Source organism: Sinomonas albida, from assembly GCF_004919045.1.
In the GTDB taxonomy this organism is placed as follows: domain Bacteria; phylum Actinomycetota; class Actinomycetes; order Actinomycetales; family Micrococcaceae; genus Sinomonas; species Sinomonas albida.
The window spans coordinates 199,779-221,197 of the sequence record NZ_SWDW01000003.1 but is presented as its reverse complement, the minus strand read 5'-3'; the positions used below and the strand labels follow the sequence as shown (position 1 = coordinate 221,197).

At 70.7% G+C, this 21,419-nt stretch carries 15 protein-coding genes, 1 other RNA gene and 1 pseudogene; 7 read left to right on the top strand and 10 right to left on the bottom strand.

All coding sequences use genetic code 11. The features are described 5' to 3' along the window. Window positions 1-25: 25 nt before the first annotated feature. Window positions 26-1,804, bottom strand: coding sequence for a phospho-sugar mutase (locus E6A26_RS04555; RefSeq protein WP_136609997.1), 1,779 nt, complete (start codon window positions 1,802-1,804; stop codon window positions 26-28). A gap of 17 nt (window positions 1,805-1,821) precedes the next feature. Continuing rightward, on the bottom strand, window positions 1,822-2,661 hold the full coding sequence (locus E6A26_RS04550; protein WP_234865033.1) for a purine-nucleoside phosphorylase: 840 nt from the start codon (window positions 2,659-2,661) through the stop codon (window positions 1,822-1,824). A gap of 180 nt (window positions 2,662-2,841) precedes the next feature. Between E6A26_RS04550 and E6A26_RS04545 the strand changes: the two genes are divergently transcribed. The 3 genes from E6A26_RS04545 (at window position 2,842) to E6A26_RS04535 (ending at window position 5,981) form a co-directional block, all read left to right on the top strand. Beyond that, window positions 2,842-4,251: an NAD(P)H-quinone dehydrogenase gene (locus tag E6A26_RS04545; RefSeq protein ID WP_136609996.1), complete on the top strand. Its 1,410-nt coding sequence runs from the start codon at window positions 2,842-2,844 to the stop codon at window positions 4,249-4,251. Window positions 4,252-4,276: 25 nt separating this feature from the next. Further along, complete coding sequence (locus E6A26_RS04540; RefSeq protein WP_136609995.1) at window positions 4,277-5,434, top strand: M20 metallopeptidase family protein; 1,158 nt, start codon at window positions 4,277-4,279, stop codon at window positions 5,432-5,434. Between the two features lie 73 nt (window positions 5,435-5,507). Beyond that, window positions 5,508-5,981, top strand: a complete 474-nt coding sequence (locus E6A26_RS04535) for a hemerythrin domain-containing protein (protein ID WP_136609994.1) — start codon at window positions 5,508-5,510, stop codon at window positions 5,979-5,981. A gap of 493 nt (window positions 5,982-6,474) precedes the next feature. On the opposite strand, the gene E6A26_RS04530 is transcribed toward E6A26_RS04535, so the two are convergent. After that, window positions 6,475-6,783 (bottom strand): PadR family transcriptional regulator, encoded by a 309-nt coding sequence (locus tag E6A26_RS04530; protein ID WP_168928667.1) that lies wholly within the window; start codon window positions 6,781-6,783, stop codon window positions 6,475-6,477. A 162-nt stretch (window positions 6,784-6,945) separates the two neighbouring features. Here E6A26_RS04530 and E6A26_RS04525 point away from each other — a divergent pair, with 162 nt between their 5' ends. Next, the gene (locus E6A26_RS04525; RefSeq protein WP_136609992.1) at window positions 6,946-7,653 is read left to right on the top strand and encodes a hypothetical protein; all 708 of its coding nucleotides are present in this window, start codon (window positions 6,946-6,948) and stop codon (window positions 7,651-7,653) included. A gap of 277 nt (window positions 7,654-7,930) precedes the next feature. Here the strand turns inward: E6A26_RS04525 and E6A26_RS04520 are convergent, their stop codons facing one another. The 3 genes from E6A26_RS04520 to E6A26_RS04510 all read right to left on the bottom strand — a co-directional run bounded on the left by E6A26_RS04520 (window position 7,931) and on the right by E6A26_RS04510 (window position 13,246). Next, entirely contained in the window at window positions 7,931-9,520 is a 1,590-nt protein-coding gene (locus E6A26_RS04520) for an FAD-dependent oxidoreductase (RefSeq protein ID WP_234865031.1), read from the bottom strand. After that, window positions 9,517-11,706, bottom strand: a complete 2,190-nt coding sequence (locus E6A26_RS04515) for a molybdopterin oxidoreductase family protein (RefSeq protein WP_211128955.1) — start codon at window positions 11,704-11,706, stop codon at window positions 9,517-9,519. Before E6A26_RS04515 ends, E6A26_RS04520 begins: the two co-directional genes overlap by 4 nt. A 97-nt stretch (window positions 11,707-11,803) precedes the next feature. Next, window positions 11,804-13,246, bottom strand: a complete 1,443-nt coding sequence (locus E6A26_RS04510; protein WP_136609990.1) for an MFS transporter — start codon at window positions 13,244-13,246, stop codon at window positions 11,804-11,806. Window positions 13,247-13,494: 248 nt separating this feature from the next. Here E6A26_RS04510 and E6A26_RS04505 point away from each other — a divergent pair, with 248 nt between their 5' ends. Further along, complete coding sequence (locus E6A26_RS04505; protein WP_136609989.1) at window positions 13,495-14,922, top strand: MFS transporter; 1,428 nt, start codon at window positions 13,495-13,497, stop codon at window positions 14,920-14,922. A 143-nt stretch (window positions 14,923-15,065) separates the two neighbouring features. Here E6A26_RS04505 and E6A26_RS04500 read toward each other — a convergent pair whose 3' ends face one another. The 3 genes from E6A26_RS04500 to E6A26_RS04490 form a co-directional block, all read right to left on the bottom strand. Beyond that, the gene (locus tag E6A26_RS04500) at window positions 15,066-16,907 is read right to left on the bottom strand and encodes an acetyl/propionyl/methylcrotonyl-CoA carboxylase subunit alpha (protein ID WP_136609988.1); all 1,842 of its coding nucleotides are present in this window, start codon (window positions 16,905-16,907) and stop codon (window positions 15,066-15,068) included. Between the two features lie 117 nt (window positions 16,908-17,024). Beyond that, window positions 17,025-17,693, bottom strand: coding sequence for a Maf family protein (locus E6A26_RS04495; RefSeq protein ID WP_136609987.1), 669 nt, complete (start codon window positions 17,691-17,693; stop codon window positions 17,025-17,027). 35 nt (window positions 17,694-17,728) lie between these two features. Beyond that, window positions 17,729-20,353 carry an MMPL family transporter gene (locus E6A26_RS04490; RefSeq protein ID WP_136609986.1) on the bottom strand — a complete coding sequence of 875 codons (2,625 nt, stop codon included), beginning with the start codon at window positions 20,351-20,353 and terminating at the stop codon, window positions 17,729-17,731. A gap of 62 nt (window positions 20,354-20,415) precedes the next feature. On the opposite strand from E6A26_RS04490, the gene E6A26_RS04485 reads away from it, so the two are divergent. Together E6A26_RS04485 and E6A26_RS17845 are read left to right on the top strand one after the other, a co-directional pair. Beyond that, window positions 20,416-20,488, top strand: an RNA gene (locus E6A26_RS04485) — hammerhead ribozyme type II. Between the two features lie 99 nt (window positions 20,489-20,587). Continuing rightward, entirely contained in the window at window positions 20,588-20,779 is a 192-nt protein-coding gene (locus tag E6A26_RS17845; RefSeq protein ID WP_136609985.1) for a hypothetical protein, read from the top strand. 144 nt (window positions 20,780-20,923) lie between these two features. Here E6A26_RS17845 and E6A26_RS18125 read toward each other — a convergent pair. Continuing rightward, window positions 20,924-20,974 (bottom strand): annotated as a pseudogene (locus E6A26_RS18125) (hypothetical protein); the annotation flags it as partial. Window positions 20,975-21,419: the final 445 nt, after the last annotated feature.

Below are 21,419 nucleotides of genomic sequence, written 5' to 3'. Positions count from 1 at the left end.
CTAGTGTTGCGGGGTCCCGTCCCGCCTACAGGCCGAGCGCCTCGCGCACGTCCTCGAGCGCCGCGTCCATCGCCTGTCGCGCGGCCTGGCGGGCCTCCGCGAGCTCGGCCGAGCTGTCCACCGGGCGGATCACCTCGAGATAGCACTTGAGCTTCGGCTCCGTGCCGCTGGGCCGCACGATCACGCGCGTCGCATCGCGCGTCACCCAGAGCAGCCCCTCCGTCGGCGGGAGCTCGGCGGAGCCCTCGGATAGGTCGACGGCGAGCTCGACGGGGGAGTCGGCAAACGCGGCCGGCGGGTTCTCCCGCAGGCGCACCATCATGGCGCCGAGCAGCCCGAGATCGGCGACGCGCACGCTCAACTGGTCCGTGAGGTGCACGCCGTGGCGCACATGCAGGGCGTCGAGCCGGTCGAACAGGCTCAGACCCTGTGACTTCGCATCCGCCGCGAGCTCGGCCACGAGCAGTGCAGCGGAGATCCCGTCCTTGTCCTTGACGAGCTCCGGCGCGACGCAATAGCCGAGCGCCTCCTCGTAGCCGTACACGAGCCCCGGGACGCGGGAGATCCACTTGAACCCCGTGAGCGTCTCGCGGTGCGCGATCCCCGCGGCGTCCGCGATGCGGCCCAGGAGGCGCGACGAGACGATCGAGTTCGCGAACACGCCGTCCACGGGACCAGCGCCAGCCGCCCGCCCGGCGTCGTCCGTGAGGCCCAGGCGGCGCACCACGTGCGCGCCCAGGAGGGCGCCCACCTCGTCGCCGCGGAGCATGCGCCACTCGCCGCTCGCGGGATCGACGGCGGCGACGGCGCAGCGGTCCGCGTCCGGGTCGTTGGCGATGACGAGATCCGCGCTGGCCTCAGCTGCGGCAGCCAGCGCGAGGTCGAGCGCGCCGGGCTCCTCGGGGTTCGGGAACGCAACGGTCGGGAAGCCGGGATCGGGCACGGCCTGCTCGGCCACGAGCGTCACGTCCTCGAAGCCTGCCTCGCGCAGCACGCCGAGCGCCGTGGTCCCGCCCACGCCGTGCAGCGGGGTGAGCACGATCCTGAGGTCCCGGGCGCCGAAGCGCTCGGGCTCGGCCAGACGGACGACGGCGGCGCGGTAGTCCGCGGCGATGCTCGCCGGGAGCATGGTCCAGCCCGACTCGGCGAGCGTGATCTCGCCCACCGGCCCGACCTCGGCGATGAGGCTCGCGATCTCGGCGTCGACGGGCGCGACGATCTGCGCGCCCCGGCCCTCCTCCTCGACCGTCCGGCCGCCGAGGTACACCTTGTAGCCGTTGTCCTGCGGCGGGTTGTGGCTGGCCGTCACCATGACGCCCACGTCGCAGCCCAGCGTGCGCAGTGCGTACGCGAGCACGGGGGTCGGGAGCGGACCCGGCATGAGGAACGTCTCGATGCCCGCGGCCGTGAAGACCGCCGCCGTCTCGAGGGCGAAGGCATCGGAGTTCTTGCGCGCGTCGAAGCCGACGACGGCGCGCGGCCGGCCGCCGTCGTCCTCTCCGCCCGGGTGCGCCTCGGCGACCCGCCGGCCCACGAACTCCGCGAGCCCGGCGGCCGCCCGGCGCACGACGACGCGGTTCATGCGGTTCGGCCCGGGGCCCAGCGCGGCGCGCAGCCCGGCCGTGCCGAACTGGAGCGTCCCGCCGAACGCGTCGACGAGCTCTTGGTAGGCGACGGCCTGCCCGTCGGCCGCCTGCTCGAGCGTCGTCCGGAGCTGCGCGGCTGTTTCAGGGTCCGGATCGGCCTCGGCCCACGCCTCGGCTGTGCTCCGCAGCTCCTCGAATCCAGCGGGAGTTGCGCTCATAGTGTCCCCAGGTCCCTTCAGAGTTTCGCGATGACGTCGGCCAGGAGCCTCGAGATCCGCGGCCCGGCCGCGCGGCCCGCCTCGATGACCTCTTCGTGGCTCAGCGGCACGGGGCTGATGCCCGCGGCGAGATTCGTGACGAGCGAGATCCCGAAGACTTCGAGCCCCGCGTGGCGGGCCGCGATGGCCTCGAGCGCGGTGGACATGCCGACGAGGTCCGCGCCGATGCGCTTCGCGTACTGGACCTCGGCCGGAGTCTCGTAGTGCGGCCCGGGGAACTGGGCGTAGACGCCCTCGTCGAGCGTCGGATCGACCTCCCGGGCCACGTCCCGGAGGCGGCTCGAATAGAGATCGGTGAGGTCCACGAACGTCGGGCCCTCGAGCGGCGACGTGGCCGTGAGGTTGATGTGGTCGCTGATGAGCACGGGGGTTCCGGGCTGCCACGCGGGGTTGAGCCCTCCGCAGCCGTTGGTCAGGACGAGCACGCGGCAGCCGGCAGCGGCAGCCGTCCGCACGCCGTGGACCACGGCGCGCACGCCCTTGCCCTCGTAGTAGTGCGTGCGGGCGCCGAGCACGAGCGCGCGCTTGCCCTCGGGGGTGAGGACGGAGCGGATCGTCCCCACGTGTCCCTCGACGGCCGGGGCAGAGAAGCCCGGGACCTCGTCTGCGGGGACGGTCGCGGTGACCTCGCCGATGAGGTCCGCGGCGGCGCCCCAGCCGGATCCGAGCACGAGTGCGATGTCATGCGAAGGCACGCCGGTGGCCCGCGCAAGGTGGTCGGCGGCAGCCTGGGCCAGCTGGAAGGGCGCAGAAGGCGACTCGGGGTCGGGAGCCGTCACAGGCTCAGTAGTTGTCACAGGAAGAACCTACCAATGCGGACCCGGGGTGGCACCTCTCACACGGCGCCGGTCCGAGTGCGGTCCGGACCTTTCCGCGCCCGCCGCGGGTGCGTGACGCGGCGGAAGTGCCCGAGATCACGCGGGTGAGTGGCGTACGCGGTGGTGGGGTGCGGCATGGTCAGGGCACAATGGGTGTCCGTGACGATGAACCCCGATTTCAGCGTTCCCCACATCGCGATCCTCGGCGGTGGCCCCGGCGGCTACGAGGCGGCGTCCGTCGCCGCGTCGCTCGGCGCGCGCGTGACCGTCGTCGAGCGTTCGGGCTTGGGCGGCTCGGCCGTCCTCACGGACGTCGTCCCCTCGAAGACCCTGATTGCCTCCTCCGACCTCATGACTCGCGTCGAGGAGGCAGCCGCCCTGGGCATCCACCTCGGCCACACCGACGGTGGGCTCATCCGGCACGCCGACCTGCGCGCCATCAACGAGCGCCTCCTGGGCCTCGCCCGGCAGCAGTCGCAGGACATCCGCTCCGGGCTCGAGCAGCTCGGCGTGCGCATTGTCGAGGGCTCGGGCCGCCTCTCGGGCCCGCACACGATCGAGGCGACGACGGCGAACGGTGTCGAGCCGATCGACGCGGACGCCGTCATCCTCGCCGTCGGCGCCCACCCGCGGGAGCTCCCCACGGCGCGCTACGACGGCGAGCGGATCCTCAACTGGACCCAGCTCTACGAGCTGGACGAGGTCCCCGAGCACCTCATCGTGGTGGGCTCGGGCGTGACCGGCGCCGAGTTCGCCTCGGCGTACAACGGCCTGGGCGCGAAGGTCACGCTCGTGTCCTCGCGCGATCGGGTGCTCCCCGGCAACGACGAGGACGGCGCCGAGCTGCTCGAGAAGGTCTTCGCGCGCCGCGGCGTCAACGTCCTCTCCCGCACCCGCGCGGCCGCCGTCGAGCGCACGGGGGACGGCGTCGCCGTCGTCCTCGGCGACGGCACGAAGGTGACCGGCTCGCACTGCCTCGTGTGCGTCGGCTCCATCCCGAACACCGCGGGCATCGGCCTCGAAGAGGCAGGCATCGCACTTTCGGAGAGCGGACACATCAAGGTCGACGGCGTCTCCCGCACCACGGCGATCAACGTCTATGCGGCGGGGGACTGCACGGGCGTGCTCGCGCTCGCCTCGGTCGCGGCCATGCAGGGGCGCATCGCGGTGGCGCACTTCCTCGGGGACCGGGTCATGCCGCTCAACCTCAACCACGTTGCGTCGAACATCTTCACCTCGCCCGAGATCGCCTCCGTGGGCGTCTCCGAGGCGGATGTCACGAGCGGGAAGGTCGCGGGGGACGTGATCACCCTGCGGCTCAAGAGCAACGCGCGCGCCAAGATGCGCAACTCGACGGACGGCTTCGTGAAGGTGATCGCGCGCAAGGGGACCGGCACGGTCATCGGCGCCGTCGTCATGGGTTCGAACGCGTCCGAGCTCATCTTCGGCCTCGCCATCGCGGTGGAGCAGAGCCTCCACGTCGACGACGTCGCGGCGACCTACGCGGTGTATCCGTCGCTGTCCGGCTCGATCTCCGAGGCGGCACGCCGGCTGCACGTCCACATGTAGCGGTATCGGGCGTAGGTTTGGGTGCGTGAACTGGGAGATCGACGAAGAGTCCCTCGTTGCGCTGCGGCGTGACATCCACGCCAACCCCGAGCTGAGCTACCACGAGACCCGGACCTCGGGCCTTGTGGCGACGCTCCTCGAGGGCTTCGGCCTCGAGGTGACGAGACCGTCGCCCACGAGCGTGGTCGGCCTCCTCCGCGGCGCCCGGCCCGGCAGGACCGTGGCCCTGCGCGCCGACATGGACGCCCTCCCCCTGGAGGAAGAGACCGGCGAGCCGTTCGCGTCCCGGAATCCGGGAGTCATGCACGCGTGCGGTCACGACACGCACACCGCGATGCTGCTCGCCGCCGCCAAGACGCTCGCCGGCCTGCGCGACGAGCTCGCGGGGAACGTGAAGTTCCTCTTCCAGCACGCCGAGGAGCATCCGCCCGGCGGCGCTGTCGAGATCGTTGCGGCGGGGGCGCTCGAAGACGTCGACGGGGTGTTCGGACTTCACGTCCGGAATCAGAAGGCGGGGACGGCCACCATTACGCGTGGCGCGGCCTCGACCGCGTACGACGGCGGGATGCTCACCATCCAGGGCCGAGGCTCCCACGGGTCGATGCCCCAGCACGGCATCGACCCCGTGGTGGTCGGCTCGGAGATCGTGCTCGCGCTGCAGACGGTCGTGTCCCGCTCCATCGCGCCGGACCACTTCGCGGTGGTGACGGTCGGGGCCTTCAACTCGGGGGAAGCGCCCAACATCATCCCCGACACGGCGCGGCTCGCCCTCTCCGTCCGCACAACCGATCCCGAGGACCGCGAGACCGTGCGACGGCGCGTGCACGAGGTGATCGCGGGCGTGTGCGCGGTCCACGGCGCGACCTACAGACTCGACTGGGAGCCGGGCTACGACGCGATCCAGAACGACGACGGCGCGGCGGAGCTCGCGTTCGCCGCGGCGGCCACGGCCCTCGGCGAGGGCCAGATCGAGTGGGGGCCGGCCACGAGCGGGAGCGAGGACTTCTCCGTGTACGCGGCCCGCGTGCCCGGCTGCTTCGTCTTCCTCGGTGGAGGCGACGAGTCCGAGGGCTTCCCGTTCCAGAACCACCATCCGAAGTTCAACGTCATGGAGTCCGCACTCACCCTCGGCGCCCGGCTCGAGGTGCAGATCGCGCTCGACTTCCTCGCCGCGGAGGCCTGAACGTGCGGCCTCGGCTCGGGAGTGAGCAGGCTCGGCCCTTGAGGGGTCTCGAACCGCGTCGCATGATGACGCCATGGAACGCAATCACCATACGGTCGGGGAGGCAGCGGCAGCCCTCGGGTTCCGTCACGACCGCATGCTTGAACGGGTTCGCGGCCTCACGGGGTCGCTCCTCGCCGCCGTCGAGGCCGGCGCACGGAGCACCGCGCACGATGAGCAAGCCAACCTCGTGTCCTGGTGCGAGGACGAGCTCATTCCCCACATGCTCGCCGAGGAGGGCCCGCTGTATTCGGGCGCGCACGGGACCGGCGAGGCGGGGCTGCTGGTCGAGGCGCTCCTCCAGGAGCATCAGACCCTCGTCGGTCTCGCGGACGAACTGCGCGGCGCCGAGGGCGCAAGGGCTGCGGCCATCGGAATGGCTATTTCGAGGGTCTTCGCCCTGCACGTCGGGCAGGAGGAGCGGCTGCTGCTGCCCTTCATCGCTGCAAGCCCCGACCTGAGCCTGGCGGAGGCCGTCGGCTCGCTCGAGGACGTGGTCGAGGATTAGGTCCAGAGCGGACGGTCGGCGCGAAGATGCACCTCTGATGCGAGAGCGCACGTTTCGCGGCGTGGAAAGGTGCTCCCTCGAAGAAAGAGTGCGCGGTCGAAAGAATTGCGCTGTCGGAGCAGAACGTCCAGAACGCCCAGAGCAGCCAAAGTCCGGGCTACGGGCCAGCCCCGTCGCGGCTCGTAGCATCTGTGTGCCTACGAATCGAGCGCCTCTTGTGCATCCACAGGATCACCCCGCGGACGATCAGAATTGCCGCGACTGCAGCGATGACAAAGAGGGCGAAACTAAGAACGATTGCGGTCTCCATTGTCAATTCCCGTTCGCTGCAGTGGACGCCGGCGTTGAGACGATCGGCTCGGCGGGGCCGTCTGAAGAGCTCAGGCTCAGGGCGAAGGCCGTGATCGCTATGATGCCGACGGCCAAAGCCAGAATCATAGTCTTCCACGGGCGGACAATTCGGCCTGCCTTGGTGGCCTCGCCTAAGATTTCTTCATTCGGGGGCCGCGTAATTCTCTGCATGATGAGATCTATTCATGGTGTTTGAAACGAAATCGCTGAATACTGGCCAAACAATTTTGAATTCTTCAAGCGCGCCCTGTCCTTTCTCGGTGATGCGGTAGTACTTTCTCGGTGGACCTGATGCGGAGGGTTTCCAGCTTGCCGAGACGTGGCCCATGCGGAGCAGGCGGGTCATCACGGGGTACAGGCTGCTCTCTGGTCCGGCAATGACGCCTTGTGCGGACATCAGGCGTTCAAGCTGATAGACGTAAGCCGGATTGTCCTGGAGGGCGGCGAGCACGCAGTACTCCATGACCCACGTCGAAGATTAGTGAGTAGTCCCCCGGCGCTCACTCTCATACCCGATTCGGTACCTTTCTTGGTTCACTACCGCCACGATTTCCAGATGTGATTCACTGAAGAACCTAGCACGTCAGTAATCACCGAAAGTGGGGGGCTGAAAATGAATACTGGTATAGCAAAGGCGGTTCTCGCGCTGGGCATTTCGATGGGTATGGTTGCCGTCACGGCCGTCGCTGGAAATGCCGCTCCAGTGCCGGCGAATAGCACCGTCAAGAGCGTTCAGGGGCCGCTGACCGCCTCTGGATACATCGAGTTCCTGAGAGTCAAGGCGATCACGGACTCAGCTGCGGCGGAGAACCTGAGGATTTTCAGGTCGTGGAGCGCCGAGAGGCAGGGCGAAGCGATCGCCAAGTTCAATGACCCGACCTTTCAGCAGGCTATCGTCGGCGGAACCCCCGCGCAGCGCAAGGCCCAGGGGATCTCCGAGTCAACGAGCGAGCTTCCGGCGGGCAAGACCCGAACCCTTGCTCCGATGTCAACGTCGTACAACGTCCGGGCGTCCTACGTCCACCAGATTCGATCTTTCGGTCTGCTTCTCTTCAGCCTTCGGCAAGACTTCAGCTACCAGACCGGGAGCGGTGTCGTCCTGAACACCCAGTCATGCCAGCACGCTGCTTCACAGTATTACCCGCTGGGCTTTGTGAATGGGAGCACGAGCCACTTCCTGATCGGCGGCGGCAGGGGCATGTGCCGCACGCTCTGGACCTATGAGTTGAACTACGGGGTGGGCCGGATCCAGGCCAGCTCCTACCAGGAGCTCACGGTCAACGGGCCCGGCGTGGTCAGCCGGGTCTTCTACGACGTCTAGGAACGTCCAGTAAGGAAGTCACAGCCGCGGGACCGAGAACCCGGGCCCGGCCGGGCTGGAACAACTGGGGGAAGGTTCCAGCCCGGCCCAGCTGCTGGGACAGAGCAAAGCCGGGCTGGGGGACAGTCCGTCCCGGCTTCCAACGAGGTAATCGCCGGGGCGGCGCGAAAGGTTACGCCAAACAAATTTTTCGGCGCCGTTTTTTTGAGATCGCCGGGCCGCCCTGAGGTTTCTTGAGACCGCCGGGCCCCGAAGGGTCCAGAGCGGCGCGCCCCGATCAGGCCCCGACGGCGGCGAAGTGCTGCTCGATGAGCTCGCGGACGCCGTCCTTGCAGCCGCCGCAGCCGGTTCCGGCGCGGGTCTCCTTCGAGACCGACTCCACGGTCGAGCAGCCGCCCACGATGGCCTCCTGGACCGTTCCCCGGCTCACGCCGGCGCAGCGGCACAGCGTCGATTCTGGGCCGGCGGCGGAGCCCGGCGCGCCGAGCGAGCTCTCCGGCCCGTCGAGGCGGAGGATCACCGAGCGGTCGGCGGGGAGTTCGGAACCGCTCCCGAACAGGAGGGTGAGCTCGGCCGCGGCGCGGGGCATGCCGAGCGCGATGAAGCCCTCGAGGACTCCGTCCCGCGTGCACATCTTCACGTAGCGGCCGTGCGCCGGATCCGCCCACAACGAAACCTCGAGCGGCCCGCGGCCCGCGGCCTGATCCGCGTCCCACGCGACGGTGTCCCACGGATCCGTCTGCGCGTCTCCCGCGACGGCGAGGTTCACCCCGCGCGCCTTGAGCAGGATGACGCCGGGCCGCTCCTCGGGCAGGGGAGCGGGGGCGGAATCGCCGAGGAGCCGGGCCCGGATGGAGGCGGCGAGCCAGTCGGCCTGGCGCCATCCCGGGGCGATGAGGCCGCTCGGGCCCGGCTGATGCGCGCACGCCGCGCACGAAGGGTCGGGGCAGCGGATCTCCGCGCAGTCGCCGATCGCGAAGACGTGCTCCGTGTGGACGGCGGCGAGCCGATGGTCCACGAGGATGCCTCGATCGACCGCGAGGCCCGCGCCCTCGGCAAGTTCGCGCCGCGGCCGCGCGCCGCACGCGATGACCAGGAGGTCACCGTCGATCGCGGAGCCGTCGTCGAGGAGCAGCGCCCGGAACGCGCCGTCGTCGCCCGTCTCGATGCCCCTGGCCCGCGCATTGGGGGCGAGCCGCAGGCCCTGGCGGCGCAGGGCGGCGGAGAGCGTCCCTCCGCCCGCCCGATCGATCTGCTGCCCGAGGGGCTTCTCGCCGTGGTGCACGACCGTGACCGTCGCGCCCTCCTCGGAGGCCGCGAGCGCGGCCTCAAGGCCCAGCACGCCGCCTCCGAGGACCACGATGTGCCTCCCGCCGCGCACGGCCTCGCCCAGCCGCTCGGCGTCCGCGAGGTCGCGCAGTGTCGTGACGCCCGGGGGGAGCACGGGATGGAGCGGATCCGGGTTGAGACCAGTGAGGTTGGGGACGGCGGCGCGGGCCCCGGTCGCGAGGACGAGCCTGTCGTACGCGACGGTGGTCCCGTCCGAGAGGTGCAGCCGACGGCGGCTTCGGTCGATCCGCGCCGCCCGCGTGCCGAGGAGCACCCGGACGCCGTCGACCTCGAGCTCGTCCCGGTCGGCGAGCTGCATCGCCGTGAGCGTGGTCCGCCCCACACCGAGATCGGCGACGAGCACGCGGTTGTACGCCGCCTGCTCCTCCTCGCCGACCACCGTCACCTCCGCGAGGCCCGCGAGGGTCGCCGGGCGCAGCTCGTCGACGAAGCGCGCGCCGACTGGCCCGAAGCCCACCACGACAATGCGCTCCGGGGCGTCGGGCCGCGGCTGGGACGGGTCGGCGCCGAAAATCACTGGCGCTCCTCTCGTGGGGCGTGGATGAGTCCGGCGTCCGCCGGCGGAAAGCCCGTCGGCTCGACGAGCACTCGGGTGGTCTTGAACTCGGGCATGCCCGAGATGGGGTCGGTGCGGGACTCGGTGACCTGATTTGCTGCGGCGAGCCCCGGGAAGTGGAACGGCAGGAACACGGTGTCGGGGCGGATATCGAGCGTGAGCTCGACCTGGCACAGCACTTCGGGGCTCGTCGCCGCTTCCGCGTCGGTCGCCGCTGCCGCGCCGATCGCCGCTGCCGCGCCGTCCAAGGAGGAAACAGCCGACGGCGCGGCACCGCCCGAGCGCGTGACCCGCACCCACGAGCCGGCCGCGATCCGCAGGCGCGCGGCAGGGGCTGGGTGCAGCTGGAGCCGCGGCTCGGGCTGGGCGGCGGACAGGGCCTCCACGCGGCGGGTCTGCGCGCCCGACTGGTAGTGCTCGAGCAGGCGGCCGGTCGCGAGCTGGAACTCTTCGACCGCGGGGCGGGAGCCCGACCACGCCGGCGACTGGGCCCGCACCGCGACGAGCCGAGCCCGCCCGTCGTCGTGCGCGAACCGGTCGAGGAACAGCCTCGGCGTGCCCTGGGAGCCCTCGGGATACGGCCAATACGCCTCGGCGCCCCCGTCGAGGAGGCCGTAGGAGATCCCCGAGTAGTCGGCAGGCCCGCCCGCCGAGGCGGCACGGAGCTCCTCGAAAACCACTTCGGGCTCGGTCGGGAAGGCCGACGGCGCGTCGAGCAGCTCCGCGAGCCGGTTCAGGATCCACAGCTCGGACCGCGCGCCCGGCGGCGGCGCGACGGCGCGGCGGCGCCGCAGGACGCGCCCCTCGAGGTTCGTCATGGTGCCCTCCTCCTCGGCCCACTGGAGGACCGGCAGCACCACGTCGGCCTCGCGCGCCGTCTCGGACAGGAAGAAGTCGGACACCGCGAGGAAATCGAGGCGCCGGAGCCCTTCGCGGACCGCGGACACGTCCGGCGCGGAGACCACGACGTTGGCGCCGTGGACGAGCAGGGCGCGCACGCCGTCGTCCGTTCCCAAGGTGCGCAGAAGCTCGACGGCGGGAAGCCCCGGACCCGGGATGCTGGCCTCCGGCACGCCCCAGACTCGTGCGACGTGGGCGCGGGCCTCGGGGTCAGTGATCTTGCGGTAGCCGGGGAGCTGATCGGCCTTCTGCCCGTGTTCGCGGCCGCCCTGGCCGTTCCCCTGGCCGGTGAGGGTCCCGTAGCCGCCGCGGCGCGAGCCCGGCAGGCCCAGCAGGAGCGCGAGGTTGATCGCCGCCGTGACGGTGTCCGTGCCGTCGGCGTGCTGCTCGATGCCGCGGCCCGTGAGGATGTAGCACGAGCCGGTCCGCGCCGACTCGGCAAGCCGGTGCGCCGTCCTGCGCAGAAGGTCCGCGGGAACGCCCGTGGCAGCCTGGACCCGCTCGGGCCACCAGGGCGCCACCGAGCGGATCACGGCCTCGAGTCCCTGGGTGCGCTCGGCGAGGTACCGAGAGTCGAGGAGGCCGTCGTTGACCACCACGTGGGCGAGGCCGAGGAGCAGGATCAGGTCCGTGTGCGGGGCCGGCGCGAGGTGAGTGCCCGCGCCGTCGTCCGTGAGCCGGGCCGTCGCTGAGTGCCGCGGGTCCACCACGATGAGCCCGCCCGCCTCGCGCGCGCCCGCGAGGTGCTGCACGAACGGCGGCATGGTCTCGGCGACGTTGGAGCCGAGCAAGAGGACCGTATCCGCCGCGCCGAGGTCGGCGAGCGGGAACGGCAGCCCTCGGTCGATCCCGAACGCGCGGTTGCCCGCGGCGGCCGCGGAGGACATGCAGAACCGGCCGTTGTAGTCGATCCGCGACGTTCCGAGCGCCACGCGGGCGAACTTCCCGAGGAGGTAGGCCTTCTCATTCGTGAGGCCGCCGCCGCCGAAAATCCCGACGGCGTCCGGTCCGTGGGCGGCCTGGGCCCGGCGCACCTCGTCCGCGATGCGCCCGAGCGCCTCCTCCCAGCTCGCCGGGCGGAGTACGCCCTCGGCGTCCCGCACGAGCGGCTCGGTGATCCGTTCCGGGTGCCGCAGGAGTTCCGCGGACGTCCAGCCCTTGCGGCACAGGCCGCCGCGGTTGGTCGGAAAGTCCCGGGCGGTCACCTCGACGGGTGTCCGGGCCGAGCCCGCGGGGGCGAGATTCATCCCGCATTGAAGGGCGCAGTAGGGGCAGTGCGTCGCCGTGGGCAGGGCGGCCTGCGCGGGCAGGGCGGCCTGCACGGGGGCGCCGGGCCCGGGCACCTCAGGCCCCCATCCGGGCCACGGTGCTCCCGCGGCGGAGGTAGCAGGCCCAGGACACTACGAGCATGAGCACGTACGCGCCGACGAAGCCGTAGAACGCGGGGACGTAGGAGCCCGTCGCCGTGCTCGAGGCGCCGAGCAGTTGCGGGATGGCGAAGCCGCCGTACGCGCCGATGGCGGAGATGAGCCCGAGGGCGGCGGAGGAGAGCCGCGCCGTGTACGACGGCGCCGCGCCGGCCCGGGCGGCCCGGCTCGCCCGGGCGAAGATCACCGGGATCATGCGGTAGGTCGAGCCGTTGCCGATCCCGCTCGCGGCGAACAGCGCGAGGAACAGCACGAGGAAGAGCCAGAAGTTCTTGACCGGAAGCGTCGCGATGAGCGCGAGCGTCACGACCGCCATCGTCGCGAAGGAGGCGACGGTGATCCGCGCGCCGCCGAAGCGGTCCGCGAGCCTGCCGCCGTAGGGGCGGGAGAGCGAGCCGACGAGCGGGCCGAGGAACGCGAGGGAGAGCGCCGCCGGGCCGAGCGCGAACGACGAGTACGCGGGGAAGATGTCGTGGATGAGCTTGGGGAAGACGCCGCCGAAGCCGATGAACGAGCCGAACGTCCCGATGTAGAGGAACGCGACGACCCACAGGTGCGGCTCCCTGAGGGCGGCCAGCGAGCCCGCGAGATCGCCCTTCGCGTTCGAGAGGTTGTCCATACGCCGCCACGCGCCGAACGCGGCGATGACAATGAACGGGACCCACATGAGGCCCGCCATGGCAAGCGTCGAGCCGGTCCCCGCCGCGCCCGTCACGACGACGGCCGTGAGGCTCACCACGATCGGCACCGCGAGCTGCGAGACCGCCGCGCCGAGGTTGCCGCCGGCGGCGTTGAGCCCGAGCGCCCAACCCTTCTCCTTCGCCGGGAAGAAGAACGTGATGTTGGCCATGGAGCTCGCGAAGTTGCCGCCGCCGAAGCCGGCGAGGCCCGCGACCGCGAGCATGGCCCAGAACGGCGTCGAGGGATTCGCCACGCAGACCGCGAGGCCGACGGTCGGGATGAGCAGCAGGAGCGCGGAGACGATCGTCCAGTTCCGGCCGCCGAAGCGGGACACCATGAACGTGTACGGGATGCGGAGCGTCGCGCCGACGAGGCTCGGCATCGAGATGAGCCAGAATGCCTGCGACGTGTCGAACTTGAAGCCGGCCGCGGGGAGCGAGACCACGACGATCGACCACAGCTGCCACACGACGAAGCCGAGGAACTCGGCGAAGATCGACCACGCGAGGTTCCGCCGCGCGATCGCGCGGCCCTCGCGCTCCCATTGGGTGGCGTCCTCGGGGTTCCAGTGTTCGATCCAGCGGCCCGCGCGGAAGTCGAGGCTCGGGCGGGAGGCGGGGGCCGCCGTCGTCCGCTCCGCCGTGCCGGCACGGGCGGTGATCTGGGGGTCGGTGCTCATGGGCGCTCCTTGGACGTGGGAACTTATCTGGTTCCACGCTAGGAACGGCGCGTTTCCGCGAGCGTCGCGGGGTGTAAACAGGCCGTGACATCGACCTCTCACCTCACGGCTGGTCCCGGTGAGGCGTGAGGTGATGTCCGCTATATGGACCGAATGTCCGGTCAGTGGACGCGGTTCATAGGATGGCCGAGCACAATCCCAGGACCCGTGTCAACGGTGGGTCCGGCATGCGAAAGGCACCAGCACCCATGGCCACACGAGCCGTCGCCGAGGAATCGGCGGCCGAGCCGCAGAGAACCACGCCGCAGCAGAGCGCGAACACCCGCGGGCGGGTGATCTTCTCGAGTCTCATCGGAACGACGATCGAGTTCTTCGACTTCTACGCGTATGCGACGGCGTCCGTCCTCGTCTTCCCGAAGCTGTTCTTCCCGGGCGCGACGGACATCAACGCGATCCTCTCCTCCTTCGCGATCTTCGGCGTCGCCTTCTTTGCGCGGCCCATCGGGTCGATCGTGTTCGGCCACTTCGGGGACAAGCTCGGACGGAAGGGCACGCTCGTCGCGTCGCTGCTCACCATGGGCCTCGCGACGTTCTTCATCGGGGTCCTGCCGCCGGCCACGACGCCCGGCTGGGTGGTCCTCGCGCCGCTCCTGCTCGTGGTCCTCCGCTTCCTCCAGGGGCTCGCCCTCGGCGGCGAATGGTCCGGTGCGGCGCTCCTCGCGACGGAGAACGCGCCCGCGGGCAAGCGCGCGGTGTGGGGCACGTTCCCGCAGCTCGGGGCGCCGATCGGCTTCATCATCGCGAACACGATGTACGTGGTGATGAACGGCTTCCTGACCACGAAGCAGTTCGAGGACTTCGGGTGGCGCATCCCGTTCCTGTTCAGCGTCGTCATGGTGGCGATCGGGCTCTACGTGCGGCTCAAGCTCGTCGAGAGCACGTCGTTCCAGAAGGTCCTCGAGGAGGACAAAGTGGCCCGCGTCCCGCTGGCCGCGACGTTCAAGCACCACTGGCGCGCCGTCATCGCGGGCACGTTCATCATGCTGGCCACCTACGTGCTGTTCTACCTGACCACGAGCTTCACGCTCACGTATGGGACGGCTCCCGCGAAGGCCGAGGTGGCGCGGGCCGCCGCCGAGAAGGCGGGGAAGACGTTCGACGCCGCCTCCTTCGTGCCCGGGCTGGGGATCGACAGGGGCACGTTCCTGTGGATGCTCATCATCGGCGTCGTGTTCTTCGGCGTCTTCACGGTTGTTTCGGGCCCGCTCGCCGAAAGGTACGGCCGGCGGAAGTTCCTCCTGTGGGTCACGGGCGGCATCTTCGCGTTCGGCATCGCGTGGGGGCTCATGTTCGGGCCGGGCACGGGCGCCGCGATGGTCGGCCTCATCGTTGGGTTCACGCTCATGGGCGCGACGTTCGGGCCCATGGCCGCGATCCTGCCCGAGCTGTTCCCGGCGAACGTCCGCTACACGGGCTCGGCGATCGCGTACAACCTCTCGTCCGTGATCGGCGCGGCGCCGGCCTCGTTCGTCGCGATCGCCCTGTGGCAGGCCGGGAAGGGCAGCACGGTGCTCGTGGGCGTCTACCTCGCCGTCGCCGCGCTCCTGACGCTCGTCGCCCTGTTCCTCACGCGCGAGACCCGCGACCGGGACTTCGAGGACAACATCGCGGCGTAACCTGACCCCGCAAGCTAAGGGACGGGACCCCGCAAGCTAAGGGACGGGACCCCGCAACGAACCTTCTCGTTGTGGGGTCCCGTCCCTCTCGTTGTGGGGTCCCGTCCCTCGTGTTGCGGGGTCCCTGCCGTCGCGTTGCGGGGTCAGTCCTCGATCGTCGCGATCACCGAGCCGGCCGCGACCGTCTGGCCCGGGGCGGCCGTGAGGCCGTGGACGGTGCCGGAGCGGTGAGCCGTGAGCGGCTGCTCCATCTTCATCGCCTCAAGGACGACGACGAGATCGCCTTCCGCGACCTGCTCGCCGTTCTCGACAGCCACCTTGACGATGGTGCCCTGCATCGGCGCCGTGAGTGCGTCCCCGCTCGCCGCCGTCGAGGCCGCGCCACCACGCTGCGGGCGGGCCTTCTTGGCCTTGGCCTTGCTGGCCCGGGCCACGCCGCCGAGGCCAGCCGGGATCGTCACCTCGAGGCGCTTGCCGCCCACCTCGACGACGACGCTCTGCCGCTCTCCGGCGTCGTCCGCGCCTGCGCCGGGCACGCCCGACCACGCGGGGATCTCGTTCTCGAACTCCGTCTCGATCCAGCGGGTGTGGACGCTGAAGGGGCCCGAGGCCGGCGCGAACGCGGCGTCCCGCACCACGGCCGCGTGGAAGGGGACCACCGTGGGCATGCCCGTGATGACGAGCTCGTCGAGCGCGCGGCGCGATCGCTCGAGCGCCTGCTCGCGGCTCGAGCCGGTCACGATGAGCTTCGCGAGCATCGAGTCGAAGTTGCCGCTGATGACCTCGCCCGCCTCGATGCCGGAGTCGACGCGCACGCCCGGGCCGGCCGGGTACTTGAGCGTCTCGACGGTGCCGGGTGCGGGCATGAAGTTCCGGCCTGGGTCCTCGCCGTTGATCCGGAACTCGAAGGAATGGCCGCGGATCTCGGGATCGTCGTAGCCGAGGGCCTCGCCGCGGGCCAGGCGGAACTGCTCGCGCACGAGGTCGAGCCCCGTGACCTCCTCGGAGACGCAGTGCTCGACCTGGAGGCGCGTGTTGACCTCGAGGAAGCTGATGGTGCCGTCCTGGCCGACGAGGAATTCGCACGTCCCGGCGCCGAGGTACCCGGCCTCCTTGAGGATCGCCTTCGAGGATTCGTAGAGGCGCTTGGTCTGCTCCTCCGTGAGGAACGGCGCCGGGGCCTCCTCGACGAGCTTCTGGTTGCGGCGCTGGAGCGAGCAGTCGCGCGTCGAGACCACCACGACGTGGCCGTCGGAATCGGCGAGACACTGCGTCTCGACGTGGCGCGGGGCGTCGAGGAAGCGCTCGATGAAGCACTCGCCGCGGCCGAACGCCGCCGTGGCCTCGCGCACGGCCGAGTCGTAGAGCTCGGGAATCTCCTCGAGCGTACGGGCCACCTTGATGCCGCGGCCGCCGCCGCCGTAGGCCGCCTTGATCGCGACCGGCAGGCCGAACTCGCGGGCGAACTCGAGGACCTCCGCCGCGGACTCCACGGGATCCTTCGTGCCGGGAACCAGCGGCGCGCCGACCTTCTCCGCGATGTGCCGGGCGCGCACCTTGTCGCCGAGCGCGGCGATCGCATCAGGCGACGGACCGATCCAGGTCAGCCCGGCCTCGATGACGCGGCGCGCGAACTCCGCGTTCTCGGACAGGAAGCCGTAGCCGGGGTGGATGGCGTCCGCGCCGGACTGCCGGGCGGCGTCGAGGATCTTGTCCATGACCAGATACGACTCGGCGGCCGTCGTCCCACCGAGCGCGAAGGCCTCGTCGGCCAGGCGCACGTGCAGCGCGTCCCGGTCCGGGTCCGCGTAGACGGCGACCGAGGCCAGCCCCGCGTCGCGAGCCGCGCGGATGACGCGTACGGCGATCTCACCGCGGTTCGCGATGAGCACCTTCGTGATGGACGTGCTTCCAGCGTTGAGGGACAAGGCTACTCCGTTCTGTACTGTCCGAGAGCCTAACGCCCCTTTGGCGGAATCGCCCATATTGATGGCGGATTCGGCGGGGGACCGGCCATTCCTTTGTCGGAGTCCTACAAATTTCAGCGCACGACGGCGGGGGCCCAGAAGTCGGTGATCCGCACCTTGGACGGGCGCAACCGCTCAGCGCACGACGGCGGGAGCCCAGAAATCGGTGATCCGCACCTTGGCGCGGGAAAGCAGCAGCCGAAGGGTCGAGACCGAGAGGCCCACGACAGTGTGCGGGTCGCCGTCGACTCGGGCGAGGAACGCGCCGCCCAGGCCGTCGATCGTGAACGAGCCGGCGCAGTGGAGCGGTTCGCCGGTCGCGACGTAGGCGGCGATCTCGTCGTCGGCCATTTCGGTGAACTCGACCCCCGCGGATGCGAGCTCGCCCTCGCTCGAGACCACTCCGTCGCGGCAGTCGACGAGCCAATGGCCAGTGTGGAGCACGCCCGCGCGGCCGCTCATGGCCCGCAGCCTCTCGACGGCGACGTCGGGCGTGTACGGCTTGCCGAGCGCGTGGCCGTCGAACTCGAACACGGAGTCGCAGCCGAGCACGAGCGCGCCGTCGGCCTCGGGGAGGGACGCTACGGCCTCCGCCTTGGACCGTGCGAGCAGGAGGGCGATCTCGGCCGGACTCGCTTCGGGATGCTGGGCCGTGATGGCATTCTCGTCGATGGCCGAGACGACGATGCGGTGCGGGATCCCGGCCTCCGCGAGGAGCTTCGTGCGGGCAGGGGACTTCGAGGCCAGGATGAGCGGCGCGAGGGGACCCGGAGACGGCGAAAGGCTGGACGGTGTGGAAGTCACGCCGTCCAGCCTAACGCTGCAGTTCGTCGCGGGGCCTAGCGGCCGGCAGGCTCCGGGACGCGCGGAGTGGGCTCCGCCGTCGTCCGCTCGAGGCGCGCGCCCTCGATGTCGAGGTCCGGGAGGATCCGCCCGAGCCAGCGCGGGAGCCACCAGGCGCCCTTGCCCAGGAGGCGCATGACCGCCGGGACGAGTGTCATGCGGACCAGGAATGCGTCCAGGAGGACGCCGAGCGCGAGCGCGAAGCCGAGCGGCCGGATCATCGTCACGTGGCTGAAGATGAAGCCCGCGAAGACGCTCACCATGATGATCGCGGCGGCCGTCACGACGCGCGCCGCGTGCCGGAAGCCCGTCTTGACCGCGACGTGCGCCTCCTGCCCATGCGCGTAGGCCTCGCGGATGCCGGCCGTGATGAACACCTGGTAGTCCATCGCGAGGCCGAACAGGATGCCGATGAGCAGGATCGGAAGGAAGCTCAGCACCGCGCCGGGGTGCGAGACCTCGAACACCTGGCCCAGCCATCCCCACTGGTACACCGCGACCACCGCGCCGAACGCTGCCCCGAGGGAGAGGAGGAACCCGCCGGTCGCGAGGAGCGGCACGAGGAGCGAACGGAACACGAGGAGCAGGAGCACGAGCGAGAGTCCGACGACGATCGCGAGGTACGGCGGAAGGGCGTCGGCGAGCTTGGACGAGACGTCCACGTTCGCGGCGGTCTGTCCCGTGAGGCCGATCGTGACGCCGGTGGCGCTCTGGATCTGCGCCCCCTTCGCGCGGAGATCGTGGACCACCTGCACCGTGCTGGCGCTCGCGGGGCCGTCGGTCGGGATGACCTGGAAGACCGCGGTGCGGCGGTCGTCGCTCAGCGCGACGGGGACCGCGGCGGTGACGCCCTGGACCGAGCGGAGCTGGTCCGCGACGTCGTACTCCCTGGTCTTCGCGGCGGTCGCGTCGAGGCCGGACGGGAGCTCGCCAACCACCACGATCGGCCCTGTCATGCCCTGGCCGAAGTACTTCCCGGTGGCGTCGTAGGCCTGGTAGGCGCTCGACTCGACGGGCTCGGAGCCGCCGTCGGGGAGGGCGAGCCGCAGCTGGGCCGCCGGGAGCGCGAGCGCACCCAGGACGAGCACGGACGCCACGAGGGCAATCCACGGGTGCCGCGTGACCCACGCGCCCCAGCCCCGCTCGGCCTTCACCAGGTCCTCGCGGGCCTCGGCCGCGTCCCGCTCTTCGGCGTGGCCGGCGAACCGCGCGTTCTGCGCCTCCGCCTTCTTCCAGCGCCGCTTGGAGATGAGGCGCTTGCCCGCGAAGGCGAGGAGGGCCGGGAGGAGCGTGATCGCCACGAGCACGGAGACGGCCACCGTGGCGGCCGCGGCGATGCCCATGACGGCGAGGAACGGCAGGCCCGGGACTACGAGCGCGGCGAGCGCGATGATCACCGTGAGGCCCGCGAAGAGGACCGCGTTGCCCGAGGTGCCGATCGACAGCGCGACGGACTCGCGGGGGTGCATGCCGTGCAGGAGCTGGGTCCGGTGCCGGTTGACGATGAAGAGCGAATAGTCGATGCCCACCGCGAGGCCGAGCATGAGCCCGAGCATGGGGGTCGTGGAGCTCATCTGGATGAGGCCGGTCAGGGCGAACGTTCCGCCCACGCCGACTGCGACGCCCACGAGCGCCATGAGCAGCGGAAGGCCCGCGGCGACGAACGTCCCGAGCATGAGGAGCAGCACGATCGCGGCGATGATGACGCCCGTCGCCTCCGAGGTGCCGAAGAGCTGCGAGATGTCCTGCGTGAGCTCCTTGCTCGCGTGCGACTGGACGCCCGGGACCTGGCCAGCGAGGTCCTGCACCTTCTGCCGAAGGTCGGCGGGGAGGGCGTCGGTGGACTTCGTGAACTGGATGGTCGCGATCGCGGCCTTGCCGTCGGTCGAGACGAAGCGGAGCCCCTGCGAGGCCTGGGCCTGACGCTGGCCGAGCGCGAGGTCGGCCTTCGCCTGCGTGAGCTGCGCGGCGCCGTCGTCCGCCTTCTTCTTGGCGGCGTCGTACTGCGCTTGGCCGGAGGCAAGCTGGGACCGGCCGGCGTCGAGCTTGTCCTGCGCGCTCGCGGTGGCCTGGGCGACCGCTGCCGGAGACATGCCCTGGGCGGCGAGGGCCTGCTTCTGGGCGTCGAGCTGGGCCTGGCCCGCGTCGAGCTGCGCCTTCGATGCGGCGAGCTGCTGCGCCGAGGCGTCAAGCTGCTGCTGTCCCGCGGCGAGCTGGGCCTCGGAGGCCGCGAGCTGCTTCTGTCCGCTGGCCACCTGAGTGGCCGCGTTGTCGAGCTGGGTCTGGGTTGCGAACGGGTCGGTGGCGTTCTGGACGCCGTCCAGGCCCTTGATCTGGGTCAGGGCGTTGCTGATGCCCTGCTTCTGGGCGGGCGTGAATGCGGCGTCGGGGGACTCGAAGACGATGCTCGCGCTTCCGCCCGCGGAGGAGGGCAGGTCCGTCTTGAGCTTGTCCAGCATGCGCTGGGTCTCGGTGCCGGGGATCTGGAACGTGTTGCTCAGGGCGCCGTGGAACGCGAGGGCGGATCCGCCGACGGCGAGGAGGACCACGATCCAGGCCGAGAGGACGAGCCAGCGGCGGTCGTAGGCGAAGCGGCCGAGGCGATAGAGGAGGGTAGCCATGATCGGTGCCTTCTGGGTGAGACGGGCGGGATGGGTGAGGCGGGCTGGACGGGTGGGTTGGGAAGCGAAACGGGCGGCCTACCGGGCCGCGAAGCCCGTCCTCAGGTGGCCGAACGAGCTGATGAGCAGCTCGCGGAGGCGCTCAAGGGACGACGGCGCGAGGTCGCCGCCGCGCTCGGCGAGCCAGACCTCGAGGGCGGCCTTGCCGCAGGACATGACGCAGCCGGCGAGCGCGTGGATGTAGATCGGGTCGAGGGTCTCGCCCTCGCGCTCGCGGATCGCGGCGACGATCTTCTCGCTGCACTCGTCGAAGGCTTGGAGCTGGTAGCGGGTCACCGGATCGTGTCCGTGGGAGACGATGAACGATTCGGCCATGGGCTCAATGAACTCGTTGTCGGCCACTCCGAGGAGGACCGCGATGGCTGAGTCGAGGAGCGGTTCGCCCTGTGGGCGCGCGCGGAATCCCTCGAGCGCGGAGTCGAGGAAGCCGAACGTCGGCGCGGCCATGGCCTCCTCGGCGCTCGAGAAGTAGTTGAAGAACGTGCGACGGGAGACGCCTGCGGCGTCCGCGACGTCCTCGACCGTGAACTCGCCGAGCCCGCGCTCGCGCGCAAGGCCCACGGTCGCGAGGACGATCGACTGTCGCGTCGCGGCCTTGTTGAGCTCGCGGCGGGACGGCGCATCGGATGAAGTGCTCACGCCATTACACTAAGTGCAAGTTTGCACTCTGTGCAAACTTGAGACACCGACTCTCGCCTCCTCCCGGTGCGGGGTCCCGTCCCGGGTGTTGCGGGGTCCCGTCCCTTAGCTTGTGGGGTCCCGTCCAGGGTGTTGTGGGGTCCCGTCGACAACCTTGTTGGGTCTCGTCCGCCAAGTCGGGGCACCGCTACTCGAACGGAAAAGCGCCCACGCACATGATGTGCGCGGGCGCTTTCTGAGGGGACGGGACCCCGCAACCGGTGGGACGGGACCCCGCAACCGGTGGGACGGGACCCCGCAACCGGTGGGACGGGACCCCGCAACCGGTGGGACGGGACCCCGCAACCGGTGGGACGGGACCCCGCAA

Bases quoted from the DNA above. Each gene is read 5' to 3' on its own strand.
- E6A26_RS04515 (WP_211128955.1), bottom strand. From the start codon at position 11,706: ATGAATCTCGCCCCCGCGGGCTCGGCCCGGACACCCGTCGAGGTGACC.
- E6A26_RS04490 (WP_136609986.1), bottom strand. From the start codon at position 20,353: ATGGCTACCCTCCTCTATCGCCTCGGCCGCTTCGCCTACGACCGCCGC.
- E6A26_RS04510 (WP_136609990.1), bottom strand. From the start codon at position 13,246: ATGAGCACCGACCCCCAGATCACCGCCCGTGCCGGCACGGCGGAGCGG.
- E6A26_RS04555 (WP_136609997.1), bottom strand. From the start codon at position 1,804: ATGAGCGCAACTCCCGCTGGATTCGAGGAGCTGCGGAGCACAGCCGAG.
- E6A26_RS04505 (WP_136609989.1), top strand. From the start codon at position 13,495: ATGGCCACACGAGCCGTCGCCGAGGAATCGGCGGCCGAGCCGCAGAGA.
- E6A26_RS04525 (WP_136609992.1), top strand. From the start codon at position 6,946: ATGAATACTGGTATAGCAAAGGCGGTTCTCGCGCTGGGCATTTCGATG.
- E6A26_RS04500 (WP_136609988.1), bottom strand. From the start codon at position 16,907: ATGGGCGATTCCGCCAAAGGGGCGTTAGGCTCTCGGACAGTACAGAAC.
- E6A26_RS04535 (WP_136609994.1), top strand. From the start codon at position 5,508: ATGGAACGCAATCACCATACGGTCGGGGAGGCAGCGGCAGCCCTCGGG.